At 74.5% G+C, this 15,652-nt stretch carries 11 protein-coding genes and 1 tRNA gene; 4 read left to right on the forward strand and 8 right to left on the reverse strand.

Features of this window, described 5'->3' with window-relative positions; translation table 11 throughout:
- Nucleotides 1-82 precede the first annotated feature (82 nt).
- The 4 genes from hpt to dacB form a co-directional block, all read right to left on the reverse strand.
- Nucleotides 83-640 carry a hypoxanthine phosphoribosyltransferase gene (gene hpt / locus ACL03H_RS06795; RefSeq protein WP_412810244.1) on the reverse strand — a complete coding sequence of 186 codons (558 nt, stop codon included), beginning with the start codon at nt 638-640 and terminating at the stop codon, nt 83-85.
- A 35-nt stretch (nt 641-675) separates the two neighbouring features.
- The gene (gene tilS, locus ACL03H_RS06800; protein WP_412810245.1) at nt 676-1,698 is read right to left on the reverse strand and encodes a tRNA lysidine(34) synthetase TilS; all 1,023 of its coding nucleotides are present in this window, start codon (nt 1,696-1,698) and stop codon (nt 676-678) included.
- A gap of 49 nt (nt 1,699-1,747) precedes the next feature.
- Nucleotides 1,748-2,827, reverse strand: a complete 1,080-nt coding sequence (locus ACL03H_RS06805; protein ID WP_412810442.1) for a zinc-dependent metalloprotease — start codon at nt 2,825-2,827, stop codon at nt 1,748-1,750.
- 79 nt (nt 2,828-2,906) lie between these two features.
- Nucleotides 2,907-7,283: a D-alanyl-D-alanine carboxypeptidase/D-alanyl-D-alanine endopeptidase gene (dacB, locus tag ACL03H_RS06810; RefSeq protein WP_412810246.1), complete on the reverse strand. Its 4,377-nt coding sequence runs from the start codon at nt 7,281-7,283 to the stop codon at nt 2,907-2,909.
- 298 nt (nt 7,284-7,581) lie between these two features.
- Between dacB and ACL03H_RS06815 the strand changes: the two genes are divergently transcribed.
- Nucleotides 7,582-8,073, forward strand: a complete 492-nt coding sequence (locus tag ACL03H_RS06815) for an inorganic diphosphatase (RefSeq protein WP_412810247.1) — start codon at nt 7,582-7,584, stop codon at nt 8,071-8,073.
- A 271-nt stretch (nt 8,074-8,344) separates the two neighbouring features.
- On the opposite strand, the gene ACL03H_RS06820 is transcribed toward ACL03H_RS06815, so the two are convergent.
- The 3 genes from ACL03H_RS06820 to kduI are packed head-to-tail and all read right to left on the reverse strand — an operon-like array spanning nt 8,345 to nt 10,702.
- The gene (locus ACL03H_RS06820) at nt 8,345-9,112 is read right to left on the reverse strand and encodes an IclR family transcriptional regulator (protein WP_412810248.1); all 768 of its coding nucleotides are present in this window, start codon (nt 9,110-9,112) and stop codon (nt 8,345-8,347) included.
- A complete protein-coding gene (gene kduD / locus ACL03H_RS06825) occupies nt 9,109-9,867 on the reverse strand; it encodes a 2-dehydro-3-deoxy-D-gluconate 5-dehydrogenase KduD (protein WP_412810249.1) in 759 nt (252 codons plus the stop codon). Before kduD ends, ACL03H_RS06820 begins: the two co-directional genes overlap by 4 nt.
- A gap of 13 nt (nt 9,868-9,880) precedes the next feature.
- On the reverse strand, nt 9,881-10,702 hold the full coding sequence (gene kduI / locus ACL03H_RS06830; protein WP_412810250.1) for a 5-dehydro-4-deoxy-D-glucuronate isomerase: 822 nt from the start codon (nt 10,700-10,702) through the stop codon (nt 9,881-9,883).
- Between the two features lie 96 nt (nt 10,703-10,798).
- Here kduI and ACL03H_RS06835 point away from each other — a divergent pair, with 96 nt between their 5' ends.
- A complete protein-coding gene (locus ACL03H_RS06835) occupies nt 10,799-12,487 on the forward strand; it encodes an L-lactate permease (RefSeq protein ID WP_412810251.1) in 1,689 nt (562 codons plus the stop codon).
- Nucleotides 12,488-12,610: 123 nt separating this feature from the next.
- On the opposite strand, the gene ACL03H_RS06840 is transcribed toward ACL03H_RS06835, so the two are convergent.
- A complete protein-coding gene (locus ACL03H_RS06840; protein ID WP_412810252.1) occupies nt 12,611-14,158 on the reverse strand; it encodes a hypothetical protein in 1,548 nt (515 codons plus the stop codon).
- 149 nt (nt 14,159-14,307) lie between these two features.
- Here ACL03H_RS06840 and ACL03H_RS06845 point away from each other — a divergent pair.
- Together ACL03H_RS06845 and ACL03H_RS06850 are read left to right on the forward strand one after the other, a co-directional pair.
- A tRNA-Thr gene (locus ACL03H_RS06845) sits at nt 14,308-14,381 on the forward strand.
- Nucleotides 14,382-14,808: 427 nt separating this feature from the next.
- On the forward strand, nt 14,809-15,642 hold the full coding sequence (locus ACL03H_RS06850; protein WP_412810253.1) for a DUF4231 domain-containing protein: 834 nt from the start codon (nt 14,809-14,811) through the stop codon (nt 15,640-15,642).
- Nucleotides 15,643-15,652 lie beyond the last annotated feature (10 nt).

Raw genomic sequence — 15,652 nt, forward strand, 5'->3', positions numbered from 1 at the left:
CCCCCCAACCCCCCCCCCCCCCCCCCCGGGCCCCCCCCCCCCCCCCCCCCCCCCGAGCGGGACGGATCCGCCGGGCCGGAGATCACCTGCCGGAGGTGTAGACCTTGGGGTCGAGGGTCCCGATGTAGGGGAGGTCGCGGTAGCGCTCGGCGTAGTCGAGCCCGTAGCCGACGACGAACTCGTTCGGGATGTCGAAGCCGACGTAGCGGACGGGGACGTCGACCTGCACCGCGTCCGGCTTGCGCAGCAGCGTGCAGACCTCCAGCGAGGCCGGGTTGCGCGAGGTCAGGTTCTTGAGCAGCCAGGACAGCGTCAGCCCCGAGTCGATGATGTCCTCGACGATGAGCACGTGGCGGCCCGTGATGTCCCGGTCCAGGTCCTTCAGGATCCGCACCACCCCGGAGGAGGAGGTCGACGAGCCGTAGGAGCTCACCGCCATGAACTCCAGCTGCGTCGGCTGCGGCATCGCCCTGGCGAAGTCGGTCATGAACATGACCGCGCCCTTGAGCACGCCCACCAGCAGCAGGTCACCACCCCGGGCGTCCTGGTAGTCCGCGGCGACCTGCTTGGCCAGTTCGGCCGTCTTGTCTCGGATCTGCTGCTCGGTGATGAGCACCGAAGCGATGTCGCCGTCGTACACCGGACCGGCTTCCCCTCTCGCTGTTGGGCGCACGTTCACCCGCCGCTCACCCGCTCGGCGGTTGCCCGTCCACCAGGTTCCACCTGAAGCGTGCCATGCCTCCGCCGCAGCACAAAGCCGCCCGGGAGCGCGTGCGGACCCTGACCCCGCCACCGCCCCGCCAGCGCGTCCGCCGCGCGCAGGTGGGCGTCGGAGAGCTCGGGGATCCCGCGCGCCAGCAACCACCCGCGCAGCACCCGCCTGCGCACCGCGGGTGGGTGCCCGGCGAGCGCCGCCGCGTCGAGGTCCGCACCCCGCGCCACCTGCGCGCGGACCGCTTCGGCGACCTCGTCCAGGGCGTCGGCGTCCTCCTGGAGCTGGCGGGCGGTGCGGGCCAGCGCCCCGGCGACTCCGCCCTGCAGCACCTGCTCCAGCAGCGGCAGCACCTCTGTGCGCAACCGCACACGGGTGAACCGGCTCTCGCCGTTGTGCGGGTCCCGCCAAGGCACCAGGCCGCCCTCGGCGCAGGCCCGCTCCGTCGTCTCCCGGGAGAGCCCCAGCAGCGGCCGGGCCCACGGCCGGTCCCAGGGCCGCATCCCCGCGAGCGAGCGAGCACCGGAACCGCGGCCGAGGCCGAGCAGCACCGTCTCGGCCTGGTCGTCGAGGGTGTGTCCGAGCAGCACCGCGGCCCCCTCCGGGCGGGCCCGCTCCAGCGCCGCGTAGCGGGCGCGGCGCGCGGCCGCTTCCGGCCCGCCACCACCGGTGACCCGGACGCGGAGCACCGCGACGTCGGTGAACCCGAGCTCGTCGAGCTGCTCGGCGGCGCGGGCGGCGACGTCGGCGGAGCCCTGCTGCAGACCGTGGTCGACGATCCGCGCGGACAGCCGCCGGTCGCGGGCCGCGTGCGCGGTCGCGGCGGCCAGCGCGAGCGAATCGGCCCCGCCCGAACAGGCCACCAGCAGCGGCGCCTCCCGCAGCTCGGGCTCGGCGAGCAGCGCGCGCACCGCGGACCGCACCGCCAGCAGCGCGGGCCCGGCCGCGCGGCGGCCCGGCCCGGAGCGGTCGGCGGTGGAGGTCACGGGCCCATTGTCCGGCCGACGGCCGGGCGCGGCGGGCGACGGGCGGGGATCAGCCGTGGACGCGGCGCACCCAGCTCTCCGGTTCGGTGGTCTCGGAGCGGGTGGGGAGGTGCTCCGGCGAGCTCCACACCGCGTTGAACCCGTCCATGCCGACCCGGTCCACGACGTGCCGGGTGAACGCGGCGCCCTGGGCGTACTGGCGCATCTTCGCGTCCACGCCCAGGATGCTGCGCAGCAGCCGGTCCAGCAGCCCGCCGCCCTGCCGCCGCTCGGTGAACCGACGGCGGATGGTGGCCACGCTGGGCACCACGCTCGGCCCGACCGCGTCCATCACGTGATCGGCATGTCCCTCGAGCAGGGTGGACAGCGCGAGGATCCGGTCCAGCGCGGCGCGCTGGCGGGGCCCCTGCAGCAGCTCGACCACGCCGAGCATCCCGGGGCTGGAGCGCTCGTCCGGGCCCGCGCGCAGCCCGCGCACCACCGCGGGCAGCCGCCCCAGCAGCTCACCGGGCGAGGAGTCCAGGTCCGAGAGCAGCACGCCGAGGCTGTCGGCGAAGTGGTCCCGCAGCCACGGGACCGCGTTGAACTGGAGGCGGTGGGTCGACTCGTGCAGGCAGACCCACATCGTGAAGTCCGCGGCGGGCACGCCCAGCGCTCGCTGCGCGGCCACGATGTTCGGCGCCACCAGCAGCAGCCGCCCGGGCTCGCCGCCGTGCTCGCCGGGCAGGAACGGGTCGTACTGGCCGAGCACCTTGGTGCCCAGGTACGACAGCACCAGCCCCGCCTGCACCCCCGCGCCCCGGGCGCCGAGTTCGGAACCACCGGACCGCGAGCTCAGCGCGAGCCCGGTGAGCTCGGCCAGTCCGTGCGCGGCGGCCCGCACCCACTCCCGGCGATCCACCACGTCACCTTCGAGCACCGGCAGGTCGAGGCCGAGCCCGGTCAGCTCCCGCACGTGCGTCTCGGCAGCGGCGCTCGCCCGGCGCAGCCCGCGCACCGCGCGCACCGCTTCCTCGCGGGGCACCTCGGGGCCGGTCCGCATCAGCCGCGCCGCGGTCGCGGCGGCGACGTCCCAATCCAGCGAGCGCTGCGCCGCTCCCCCGCCCCGACCGGGCGGGCTGGGCGGCAGCGTGGCGGTTCCCGAAGTCACGGAACCGACCGTACTCCGGCTGCGCTGGGCCGCGACAGCACCGCGCCACCGCGTCCGATCAGCGGCAACCGCACTGCTGGACGGCGGCGACGACCTCGTCGAGGGCGGGCCGGACCGAGGCCGGGTTCTCCGTGCTGTTGGACATCAGCGCGAACACCAGCAGCCGCCCGTCGCGGGTGAGGATCGTCCCGGCGAGGCTGTTCGCCCCGTCCAGGGTGCCGGTCTTGGCGCGGATCCAGCCGCGCCCGGAACCGTCCTGGTAGCGGTCCCCGAGACTGCCGGAGCCGCCCGCCACGGGCAGACCGGTCAGCAGCGCCCGCAGCTTCGCGCTCCGCGGGTCGAGGCCGTTCTCCCCGCGCTCGGGCGCGGTGGCGGTGGCGAGCAGACCCGTCAGCACCCCCGCCGGGATCCGGTCCTCGGTCGACAGGCCGCTGCCGTCGGACATCCGCACCCCGGTCAGGTCGACGCCGTTGCGCCGCAGCACCTCCCGCACCGCCTGCACCGAGCCCTCGAAGGAGGGGACGTTGCCGGTCTTGATCGCGACCTCGCGGGCGAGCGCCTCGGCGAGCACGTTGTCCGAGTGGATCATCGTGGTCTCGGCGAGCTTGCGCATCGTCGGCGACCGGACGGAACCCACGCTCCGCGCCCCGGGCGGAGCCGTTCCGGTGGAGACCGCCGACTCGGGCACCCCCAGCCTGCTCGCGAGCTCCTTCCCCGCCTGCAACGCGGGCTCCCGGGTGCGCGAGTCGTACTCCGCGGTCGGGTCGGAGCGGCGACCGCCATCGGCCATCACCGGCTCCATCGGCGCCATGATCCCGGCGGGGATGTCCGGGGGAAGCCAGCCCGGGGCGATCGTCGGACCCTGGTAACGGCTGGTGTCGACCTCGATCGAGGTGACCTGGCCGCCGGTCGCGGCCCGGACCTGCTCGGCGAGGTCGTCGAAGCGCGCCGCCCCGGGGTACACCGATTCCTCGCCTGCCGGGAGGGTGCTCAGCGTCGGGTCGCCGCCGCCCACGAGCACCACGCTGCCCGGCCGCTCCCCGCGAACGACCTCGGTGGTGAACCGGGCGTCGTGATCGAGCTCCAGCATCGCGGCGCTGAGCGTGAGGATCTTGCCGGTGGAGGCGGGCATCATCGGCTGGGCCTGATCGCGCTCCCACAGGGTCCGCCCGCTCCGCGCGTCCACCACCGCGCCGGTCACGGGGGCGAGCACCGGGTCCGCCAGCGGGCCGCTCACCGCGGACGCGAGGCCGGACCGGCCGGGTTCCGGCGCGTCCCCGGCCAGCGGGCGGATGGACGGGGACAACCGCACCGGAGCGGGCGGATCCGCGAGCCCCGCGGACTCGATCCCGCTGATCAGCGCGGGAACCCCGATCGCGAGCCCAGCGCCGAGCACGACCACCGCGACCACCGCGAGCAGCGCGGTGCCGCGCTTGCGGCGGCGCGGGAGCGAGCCCTGGGGCGGCGCTGGGTCCTGCGGGCGGGCGTCGGCGCGCTCCTCCGACTCCGGAGCGCGTTCGGCGGCGGGCTCGACGCGCTGCGGCGCGGCGCGGTGCGGGCCGACCTGCGGCTGGGCGGCGCCGAAGTCCTGCTGCCGGACGGGCCGTTGCTGCTGCGGCGACGGCTGCGGTGCTGGCTGAGGTGCCGACGCGGGCTGCGCGGGGGGCTGCCGGAACCCGGGCGGGGCCTGGCCGGAGCGGGGCTGGCCGGGTGGCGGGCCGGAGAAGTCCGGGCGACGGAACTGCTGGGTGCGCTCGGCCGCTGACGGGGCAGGAGGCTGGCGGGGTTGCTGCGGCGGCGCGGGCGGGATGATCGGGATCCGCGTCGTCGGCGGGCCCGGATCGAAGGCCTGCGGCCCACGCGGCTGCTGCTCACGGGACTGCTGATCCCGCGACTGCTGATCCCGCGACTGCTGATCCCGCGACTGCTGATCCCGCGACTGCTGATCCCGCGACTGCTGATCCCGCGACTGCTGATCCCGCGACTGCTGATCACCCTCGCCGCCCTCGCGGGGCGGCTTCGGGCGCGGCTCGGGCTGGTCGCGACGGCGGACCTCCTGCTCGAAGTCCGCCAGGCTGAAGCGCTGGGTCTCCTCGATCCGCCGGAACTGCTGGGTCCGCTCGGCCGCGGCCGGTCCGATCGGCGTGCCCGCGTCGGCGGTGAACGCCGAGTCGACCGCCTCGGGCTCCTCGCTTCGCGGCCGAGGGTCGGTGGACGAGGGCGGCGCTGCGCCCGAGTCCGCCGAGAACGCGGCGTCGTCGGGCTCCTCGCCCTCGGACCCGGCCGGCTCGGCGGAGGGCCACCCGCGCTCGGGGGCGTCACCGGTGGCATCGCGGTCGCTCCGCGCGGTGTCCGGCCGCGCCGACGCCGGGGGTTCGGCAGGAGCGTCGCGCTCGGCCGGGAGCTCGGGCCGCGCCTGGTGCCCGGCCGAGGTGGGGTCCTCCGGCGGTGCTTCCTCGGCCTCGGGCTCGTCCGGTTCCGGCTCGGCGGAAGACCCGGTCCCCGCCGGGCTCTCGGCGGAGGTGGTCCCGGGAGTCTCGTCCTCGACGCGGTCGATCCGGCCCGTCGTTCCGTCGACGGTGCCCAAGCGGCTGGTCTCGGCGGCGGCCGTGCTCTCCCGTCCGGAGGAGCTGTCGGTCGTCGCGGCTTCCGGCTCAGCGGCAGCGGGCTCGGGGGAACCGGGCTCGGGGGCCCCGGTGCTCGCGGAGGACGCGGTGTCCGCGTCGTCGGCCCGCTGCGGCTCCGCGAGCGCGCTGCGGTCGATCCGCGCGGTGGCTGGTGCGACCGCGGTCGGCTGCTGCTGGCCGCGCTCCTCGTCCCGCTGCTCGGGCTCCCGTTGCTCCCGCTGCTCGGACTCCGGCTGCTCCGGCTCCGGCTGCTCCCGCTGCTCGGCCTCCGGCTGCTCGGGCTCCGGCTGCTCCCGTTGCTCGGGCTCCGGTTGCTGCTGGTCGCGCTCCTCGTCCCGGTGGTCGGGCTCCGGCTGCTCGGCAGCTCCGGACCCGGTCGCCTCCGGCTCGGTGTCCCCCGGCCCGGACTCGTCCCGGGCGTCGTCGTCCCGGCGGTCCTCATCCCCGGCGCGCCCGTCCCGGGCGTCGTCGGCCAGAGCCGGCGGGGCCTGCCGCGGGCCGGCGGTCTCGGCGTTCTCGGTCGGCTCGGCCCGCGAGTCGGCCGCGGCCTCCGCCGGGGCGGCGGCCCGCTGGGCGTCCCGCTCCGGTTCGCCCTCGCCGGGCACCCCGGCCCCATCCGATGCGGCCCCGTCCGATGCGGCCCCATCCTGCTCGGCTTCGGTCGCCCGGGTGTCGGTCGTGGCGACTTCGGGGTCCGCGTCCTCCTGCTCGGTGCCCTCGACGAGCTCGGCGCGCTCGGCCGCGACCGCTCGCGCCGAGGTGACCTCTGCTGGCTCCGCGTCCTCGGGTTCCGGCTCGGCGGACTCCGGAGCGGCGGGCTCAACATCCGCGGACTCGGGAGCGGCGGGCTCCGGTGCGGAACCGGTCTCGGCCGGTGCCGAATCGGTCTCCCCGGAGCGCTCGGTCTCGGCGATCTGTCCAGCGGTCTCGGCGACCTGCTCGGTGGTCTCCGCCTCGGCTGCCTCGCGCCGCGCTGCCCCGTCCTCGGCATCGGCATCGGCATCGGCATCGGCGTCGGCGTCGGCAGGATCAGTCCCGTCTGCGCCGGTCTCCTCGGTGCTGGCGGAATCGGTGCTGGCGGAATCAGCGGCCTCGGAGTTCGCGGGGGCACCCTCCTCCGAAGCCGACGCGGGCTCGGGCGGCACCGGGGTCAGCGCGCCCCCGGCGAACGAGGTCTCGACCTCGGGGAGCTGCCCGACGACGTGCGACCCGGCCGACTGCCAACCGGAGAAGTCGTGCGCAGCGGCCGTTCCGCTCTCGACCGGCTGAACGGCGCCGACGACGCCTTCCGAGACGACCCCAGACTCCGCCGATCCCGGCGCCCGGTCAGCCGAATCCGGCTCGGCGGGCTTCCCGGACTCCGCCGCTTCCGGCTCGGCCTCCCCGTCCGCGGGCTCCTCCGTCGGGAAGTCCTCGTCCGCGACCTCGTCCCCCGATAACCCGGTCTCCTCGGGCGGGACCTCCGCTCCCGGGGTCACCTCGTCGCCGGACTGCGGGGCCTCCCCCGATGCGGACGAGCCCTCCTCGGACCGCGAGGAGCTCGCGTCGCTCCGGGCCGTGTCCCGATCAGTTCTCACCGGGTCTTCATCGCCGGACTCCGCCGGATCGTTCCCGTGGTCCTCGGCGGGGAAGGCCCCCGCATCGTCCGCGGACCCCGCCGCTTCGCGCTCGGTCGGCCAGGGCTGCTCGTCGGCGCCCGCACCGTCCGCGCGCGATGAATCCGCTGCTGAGGCGGCCGCACCGGTCGCGGGCTGCTGGGTGGCGCCGGGCTCGGACACCTCACCACTGAGGCGGTGGGGTTCGGGCACGGGCTTCCTCCTCGACGGTTGGCCAGACTGCCAGATGCGAGCTGCCGCACTGCGGTGGGGCTCGGTGCACGACCGTGGTCCACACTAGACGTGGTCGTGCCGCATCACGGGCGGCCACTCCGACGTGTGAGCCTGCGGCTCGGCCTCGGGTGACGCCGTGCGACCAGCGACCTAATCATCGCAGGTCAGAGCACTGACGATGAACGGGACCGGGAATGCGGGACCGGTCTGGCAACGGCGGCCGGACGGTCGGGCACAGTCTCGACGAGCAAGCTGGCGAGAACGAGTGAGGAACCGCGTGGACTTCGACGTCACCATCGAGATCCCCAAGGGGAACCGGAACAAGTACGAGGTGGACCACAAGACCGGACGTATCCGGTTGGACCGGACGCTGTTCACCGCCACCCAGTACCCGGCGGACTACGGCTTCGTCGAGGACACCCTCGGCGAGGACGGCGACCCGCTGGACGCGCTGGTGCTGGTGCAGGAGCCCACCTTCCCCGGGTGCCTGATCACCGCGCGGGCCATCGGCATGTTCCGGATGCGCGACGAGAAGGGCGGGGACGACAAGGTCATCTGCGTCCCCTCCGACGACCCGCGCCAGGAGCACCTGCGCGACATCCACCACCTGGCGGAGTTCTACCGCCTGGAGATCCAGCACTTCTTCGAGGTCTACAAGGACCTGGAGCCGGGCAAGAGCGTCGAGGGCGCCACCTGGGTCGGCCGCACCGAGGCCGAGGCCGAGATCAAGCGCTCCTACCAGCGCCAGAAGGACCAGGGCGGCCACTGACGCCCCACCACCTCCGAAGGCCCTTCCCGGCGCGGGAAGGGCCTTCGTCGTCTCCACCCCCACCGGCGCCGCCCGCGAACCCCCGATCTCCCGCGAAATCCCACCCCCGCGCCCCCAGCGGCCGCGATTTCTCATGAAATGTCGGCAGCGCACGCCTGCGGGGCGCGATTTCTCATGAAATGTCGGCAGCGCACCGCCGCGGGACGCGATTTCTCATGAAATGTCGGGAGCGCACGGCCGCGGGGGGCGCGTTCGCGGGGAGCGGGGGTGGTCAGTGGTGGCCGAGGGCGCGGGAGACCTCGGTGGCGGCGGTGCGCACGCGAGGGCCGAGGGCGCGGAGGTGGTCCATGCCGTGCTCGAGGACGAGGGTGGAGACGCTGACCCCGCCGACCACCGCGCCCGAGTGATCCCGAACGCAGGCACCGGTGCAGCGCACCCCCACCTCGTTCTCCCCGTCGTCGAGCGCGAAGCCCGTCGCCCCGACCTCGCCGAGCTGGGCGTCCAGAGCCGCCCGCGAGGTCAGCGAGCGCTCGGTGCGCGCGAGCAGCTCTCCCCCGCCGACCAGCTCCGACACCACCTCGGGGGGCAGCGCCGCGAGCACCGCCTTGCCGATGGCGCTGGTGTGCCAGGGCAGGTGCATCCCGATGCGGGAGCCCATCCGGTACGGCTTGTCCGGCTCGACCTTGTGCACGTAGAGCAGTTCGCCGCCGAAGCGCAGCGCGAAGTGCACGGTGCAGCCGGTGTCGTCCCGCAACCGCCGCAGCGCCGGGTCCGCCCGCGCGGCCGGATCCGAGCGGTGCAGCACCTTGCCCGCCAGCGCCAGCATCCGATCCCCGGTCCGGTAACCGGAGTCGTCGCTGTGCGCGAACTCGGCATCGACCAGCACCCGCAGCAGCCGGTGCACGGTCGACTTGGGCAGGCCGGTGGCGGCGGCGATTTCGGTGACGCGGCCGTGGTCGGCGAGCGCTTCGAGCACTCGCAGCGCCTTGCGGACCGCGCCGGGGCCATCGGTACCGGATCCTTCGGAGGTGCTGGTCACCGGGCCATCCAACCACCGTCGACGACGAGGACGTGCCCGTTGACGTAGTCCGAAGCCGCGGAGGCGAGGAACACCGCCGCCCCCGCGAGGTCCTCCGGCTCGCCCCAGCGACCGGCGGGGATGCGGGCGCGGATCTCGGCCTCCCGCTGCCCGTCCGCGCGCAGCGCGTCGGTGTTGCCGGTGCGGATGTAGCCGGGTGCGATGGCGTTGACCTGCACCCCGTGCGGCGCCCATTCGTTGGCGAGCGCCTTGGTGAGCCCACCGACGGCGTGCTTGGCCGCGGCGTAGGCGGGCACCCGCAGACCGCCCTGGAAGGACAGCAGCGAGGCGATGTTGATGATCTTCCCGCTCCCCCGGTCGAGCATCCGCTGCCCGGCCAACCGGCTGAGCAGGAACACCGAGTCCAGGTTCACGCCCAACACCCGCCGCCAGTCGGCGTAGGAGACGTCGGCGGCGGCCTCCCGGTGGATGATCCCGGCGTTGTTGACCAGGACGTCGATCGGTCGTTCGGCGAGCGCGGCGCGCAGCGGTTCCTCGGCGGCGGCGGGATCGGCGAGGTCGACGCCGAGCACCTCCGCCGCGACGCCGTGCGCCCGCACCTGGTCCGGGACCTCGCCGAGGTCGGCGGTGCGCCCCAGCAGCACCAGATCGGCGCCCGCGGCGGCCAGCCCGAGGGCGACGGCCCGGCCGATGCCGGTTCGCGCCCCCGTGACCAGCGCGGTGCGGCCGCGCAGCGAGAACAGCGCAGCGCTCATGCTCACCCCCCGGTCAGCGCAGATCCGCGACGGCGACGTGATCCATGTCGTCGAACGACTGGTTCTCCCCCGCCATGGCCCAGACGAAACCGTACCGGTGGGTGCCCGCGCCGCTGTGGATCGACCAGCTCGGGGAGATCACCGCCTGCCCGTCGGCGACCAGCAGGTGCCGGGTCCGTTCCGGCTCGCCGAGCAGGTGCACGACGCGGTGCTCGGGCGGCAGGTCGAAGTAGAGGTAGCACTCGGTCCGCCGGTCGTGGGTGTGCGGCGGCATCGTGTTCCAGACGCTGCCCTCGGCGAGCTCGGTGACGCCCAGGACGAGCTGGTCGGAGGTGATGCCGTCGGGGTGCACGTACTTGCGCAGCTCCCGCACGTTCGCGGTGGCGGTCGCGCCGAGGCGAGCGGGCTCGGTCTCGGCGTGCCGGGCGATCCGGGTCGGGTGCGGCGCGTGCGCGGGGGTCGAGACCAGGTAGAACCGGGTGCCGTCGCCGCGGAAGGACACCTCGCGGGTGCCGAGCCCGAGGTAGGCGCAGTCGCGGTGCTCCAGCCGGTGCTCGACCCCGTCGGCGGTGAGCACGCCGGGCTCGCCGAGGGCGATCACGCCGAGCTCGCGGCGCTGGCAGAAGAACTCGGCGCGCAGCGCGGGTTCCGCCACCAGGTGCAGCTCCTGCCCCGGCGCCGGGCTCGCCCCGCCGAGGACCACGCGGTCCTGGTGCGAGTGCGCGGTGCGGATCTCACCGGGGACGAACAGGTCCGGCACCAGGTAGTGCGCCCGGAGCTGCTCGGTGTCGAAACCCGGTACCTGCGCGGGGTGCGTGGCGTGCCGGTTCTCCATGCGGGACCTCCTGGTCGGGCGGGGCGCGCGGTGAATTGGGCCGGGCGGCCGATAGCCAGCGGTGAGTGATCGGGGCCACCATGACCGTCACCGAACATGGAACCCCGTTCTGCTTTTCGGAACAACCCGCCGTTCGGCGGGTCCGCGGAGGTCGCCGTGCCGCCCTACCACCAGAACCCCGATCCGACCGGATCCCTCGCGCTCTCGGCGCTGCTCGCGCTGCTGCCCCTGGTCACGCTGTTGTTCCTGCTCGGCGGGCTGCGCTGGAAGGCGCACTGGGCCGGGCTCGCCACGCTCGGCGTCGCGCTCGCGGTCGCGGTCGGCGGCTACGGGATGCCGCCGCTGCTGGCGCTCGACGCCGGGCTCTACGGGATGGCGCAGAGCTCGCTGCTCATCCTGTGGCTCACCTTCAACGCCATCTGGATCTACAACCTGACCGTGCGCAGCGGGCACTTCGCGGTGCTGCGCCGCGCCTTCGGCACCCTCGGCGAGGACGTGCGGGTGCAGGCCGTGGTGATCGCCTTCAGCTTCGGGGCGCTGCTCGAGGCGCTCGCCGGGGGCGGCGGTCCGGTGGCGATCTGCTCGGTGATGCTGATCGCGCTCGGCGTACCGCCGCTGAAGGCGGCGGCGCTGGCCCTGATCGCGGACACCGCGCCCGTCGCCTTCGGCGGCATGGGCAATCCGATCACCGTGCTGGGCGAGGTCACCGGGCTCCCCGCCGCCGAGTTCGGCGCGGTCGCCGGGCGGCAGGTCTCGGTGCTCGCGCTGCTGATCCCGTTCGTGCTGCTGTTCGTCGCGGACGGCAGGCGCGGGGTGCGCCAGGCGTGGCCCGCCGCGCTGGTGGGCGGCCTCTCCTTCGCCCTGGCGCAGTTCCTCACCTCGAACTTCCTCTCCTACCAGCTGGCCGACATCGTGGCGGCGATCGTCTCCGCCGGGGCGCTGCTGCTGTTGCTGCGGAGCTGGCGCCCGCGCGAGCCGGTCACGGCCGCGCGGCTGGACCCGGAACCGGGCGCGGCGGTGCGCACCGAGGCGCCCGCCGCCGCGGACTCCCGGGGCGAGACGCTCCGCGCCTTCGCGCCCTACGCGATCATCGTGGTGATCTTCGCGTTGGCGCAGCTCGAAGCGGTGAAGGCGCCGTTGAAGGCCGTGACCTGGAGCTTCGACTGGCCGGGCCTCCGCGTGCTGAGCGCCTCGGGCGATCCGGTCGACACCGGTTACGAGTTCGCCATCGGTTCCGCCACCGGCACCCTGCTGCTGTTCGCCGGCCTGCTCTCGCTGCCCTTCCTGCGAGTGCGACCGGTGGAGGCCGCGCGGGTCTACGGGCGGACGCTGCGGCAGTTCGGCTGGGCGATCGTCGCGATCCTGGCGGTGTTCGCGCTGTCGTACGTGATGAACCTGTCCGGGCAGATCGGCACGCTCGGCGTGTGGCTGGCCGGGACCGGGGCGTTCTTCGCGTTCCTGTCGCCGGTCGTGGGCTGGTTCGGAGTCACCATCACCGGCACCGACGCGGGCGCGAACGCCCTGTTCGGCGGGTTGCAGAGCACCGCGGCCGGGCAGATCGGCGCGGATCCGGTGCTGCTGGGCGCGGCGAACTCCTCCGGCGGCGTGATGGCGAAGATGATCTCGCCGCAGAACCTGGCGATCGGTACCGCGGCGGTCGGGCTGGTGGGCCGCGAGGGCGAGCTGTTCCGCCGGGTCTTCGGCTGGAGCCTGCTGCTCCTGCTGGTCATGTGCGTGCTCGTCTACCTCCAGTCCACGCCGGTGCTGGGCTGGATGTTGCCGTGAGCCGCATCGGGGTGAGCGGAGCGCCCGTCGAGGCCGGGCGTCCGCTCACCCCGCGGCACCACCCCGAGCGGGGCGGGGCGCCGTCCCCCGGTTCGGGGTGGGGAGACGACGTCGATCCGGGGCTCAGCCGCGGCGGCGCGGCACCGCCGCCACGAGCACCGCACCGAGCAGCAGCAAGCCGGTCCCGGTCCAGAACAGCGGAACCGCGTAGTAGGCACCGCTGGTCCTGGCCAGCGGCGGGGCGGCGATCCCGCCCTCGGCGGGCGGCACCGGGGCGGGTGCGGGCTCCGGCGGCAGGTCGCAGACCACACCGCCCTCCGGGGCACCGGCACGCGCGGTCTGCTCGCCGAAGCTCACCTGCGCCAGCGCCGCGTCCGGCATCCCCAGCGCGTCCCCGGGCAGCAGTCGCAGGTCGAACAGCGCGGAACCCGCCCGCAGCTCGGTGCCCCGCGCCTCCTGGGTGAGCTCGCCGATGCTCAGCCGCAGCACCCCGATGTCGAGCACCCGGTCGTTCAGCGCCGGGCCGACGACCGGCAGCTCACCGGGAGCCCCCGGGAGGGGCAGCCCGATCGGCAGGTCGGCTCGCGGGTTCGCGGCGTCGAGCACGGTGAGCTCGCGGCCGCCCTGGCTGATCCGCAGCACCGGTGCCGCGTAGTCCACCGCGGACGTGCTCGGATCACCGGTGGCGGTGACCGAGAGCTCGGGCGGTGAGAGGACGTCCACCCGGAGCTCCTGCGGGGTTCCCGCGAGCAGTCGCACGCCCGCCAGCCGCATCGTCGAGGTCGCCCGCACCGCCTTGCCCGTCGCACCGGGCGCGTCGACCAGCTCGATCCGGGAGCGCGCGTGCACCCCGTCGGGCACGCTCAGCAGCGACCCGGCGCCTGATTCCACCGGCGCACCACCGGAGAGCAGCCCGCCGAGGGTGGTCAGCGAACCCGGGCCGCCCCCGGCGAGGGTCTCGGCCGCCGGCCCGGGCTGGTCCGCGCCCGAGCGGCCGCTCGCGAGCAGCTGCTCGACCTGCTCGGGCGTGTCCGGCATCCCCGGCAGCACGTTCACCGCGGAGAGACTCGCCAGCGAGCTGCTCGCGTCGGAGATCGGCGAGACGCACGGCCCGAGCCGCTCGTCCCAGCGCGCGTGCGCGCTGCCTTCCAGCAGGCCGACCTTCACCAGCGCGTCCGCGGGCGAAGCGGGCGGGCGCAGACCGCTGGTCGCGGGCTCGGGGTGGTCGGGCAGCGCCGCCTGCACCACCGACGCCCCGGGGACCTGCGGGGCGTAACCGCCGATCGCGGCGCCGAACGGCGACGCCTCGGCCACCGCGCGCTCGTGCGCCAGGTACGCCCCGGAGTCCGCCTTCGACTTCGCCAGGCCGAGCCCCAGCTCCAGCAACGACCGCTTGCGCAGCCCATCGTTGAACTCCGGGTCGTCGAAGATCGTCTCGCCCGGCACGGTGCCCGGCAGCACCCGCAGCACGCCGATCCCGGTGCCGGCCTCGGCCGTGATCGGGCCCGGCGGTGGCACCGCGGGGCTCCCCGATGCGGGCGGCTGCTCCGGGTCCACCGGCTCCGGTACCGGCGTGGTCTGCGCGAGCGCGGCGGGCGCGCCCAGCCCGGCGACGGCGAGCGAGACCACCGCCAGTGCGGCGAAACGGCGGAGCGGTCGACCTGATCGCATCGGGCGGTCCTCCCTCGGCGGCCCGGTGACGAGCGTCACCGCACATCTCAACGACGGCCCGCCTTCCGGGTGACGCCCGATCTCGGGGCGACCCCGCGGACCCCTCCGCCGGAGCGATCGCCCCGACCGGCTACACTCGTCCGCGCAACGCCGCCTTAGCTCAGTCGGCCAGAGCGACGCACTCGTAATGCGTAGGTCGAGGGTTCGATTCCCTCAGGCGGCTCCCCGAGAAGCCCGAGCCATTCCGATGGCTCGGGCTTTTCGCCGTCCTCGTCCGGGAATCCCGCACGCCCACGCGCGCGGGGCAGGCCGCGACGGGAGCCCGGCGGAGACCCGAGCAGGACGGACGCGCCTCCCATAGCAGGGGACGGCGCTGCGGCGATCGTGGCCCACGTGGTTGGACCGAACGGGCGCGCTGCCACAGTGGAGAGCCCCGATCCGGGGCGAGTAGTCGCGGCGACTGAGCACTTGCGCCATCGGCTGTTATCACTGGCAGGTTTCGAGGACGATGCCTCTCGCTCGACCTGCGGTGATCACCAGGCGCTACGGGGTGTGGGCCGATCAGCCCAATCTGCCATCACCCGACCGGTCGATTGTCGTCGTACTTGGGGAACTACTTCGATCACAGTGACGCCGGAAGGATCGATGTGATGGAGCGTTGGGACGCGGGCACGGGCATCATTGGGGGCGGGGTCATCGCCGGGGAAACCCAGCCGCAGGACTGGGAGCGCCGCATCAGCGAGCTGTCCGAACAGCTCTACCGCGCGCGCCTGCTGCAACGGTTCCTGCTGCTCTGGGCGTATCCGGGCACTCTCGCGCTGACCGGGCTCTCGATCTCCGGGATCGTGCTGCTCGCACCGCCGGTGGCGGTCTCGGTCGCGGTGGTGGCGGTACCGGTCGGCTCCGCCGCGGTCTCCGCGCGCACCGCGTACCGGCACCACTTCACCGTCCGCTCGGTCGCCACCGAGCTGCGCGAGCTGGAACGAGCGCACCGCGAGCACCAGCTGGACGAGTGGAACGCCGGGGACCTGCTGGGGATGCGCAAGCGCTACCGGGCGGATCTGCCGGACGTGATCGAGCGGTATCGCACCGAGGCGGGCAGGCACCGCTGGAAGGACCAGGTCCTGCACACGATCGTGATCGCGGGATCGATCATCAGCGCCACCGTCACCGCGGCCTCCGCCGCCGTCGCGGGCGCCCGCTGGGCCGCCGTCGTCGTGTGCCTGCTGGTCGCGGTCGCGGCCGCTTTCAGCGGCTACTCGAAGTACCGCGAGCGAGCCGCGAGCCTGCAGCAGACCGCCGACGTGCTGGAGCGCGAGTATCACTCGGTCGAATTACGAGCCGGGCGCTACAGCCGATTCGACGACGAGGGGGACGCGTACGCGGAATTCGCCGACACCGTCGAGTCGCTGCGCGAGGAGCAGGCGAAGCGGCAGCAGCACCTGAACCAGTCCGTCGACGTCACGAGTCTCGCCGGACAGTAATTCCAAGATC

Source organism: Saccharopolyspora antibiotica (assembly GCF_047200635.1).
Lineage (GTDB): Bacteria > Actinomycetota > Actinomycetes > Mycobacteriales > Pseudonocardiaceae > Saccharopolyspora_C.

What these genes read in the sequence shown, in the direction of transcription:
- kduD (WP_412810249.1), bottom strand. Translation starts at nt 9,867, where the DNA reads ATGAGCGCTGCGCTGTTCTCGCTGCGCGGCCGCACCGCGCTGGTCACG.
- ACL03H_RS06850 (WP_412810253.1), top strand. Translation starts at nt 14,809, where the DNA reads ATGGAGCGTTGGGACGCGGGCACGGGCATCATTGGGGGCGGGGTCATC.
- ACL03H_RS06835 (WP_412810251.1), top strand. Translation starts at nt 10,799, where the DNA reads ATGGAACCCCGTTCTGCTTTTCGGAACAACCCGCCGTTCGGCGGGTCC.
- kduI (WP_412810250.1), bottom strand. Translation starts at nt 10,702, where the DNA reads ATGGAGAACCGGCACGCCACGCACCCCGCGCAGGTACCGGGTTTCGAC.
- ACL03H_RS06840 (WP_412810252.1), bottom strand. Translation starts at nt 14,158, where the DNA reads ATGCGATCAGGTCGACCGCTCCGCCGTTTCGCCGCACTGGCGGTGGTC.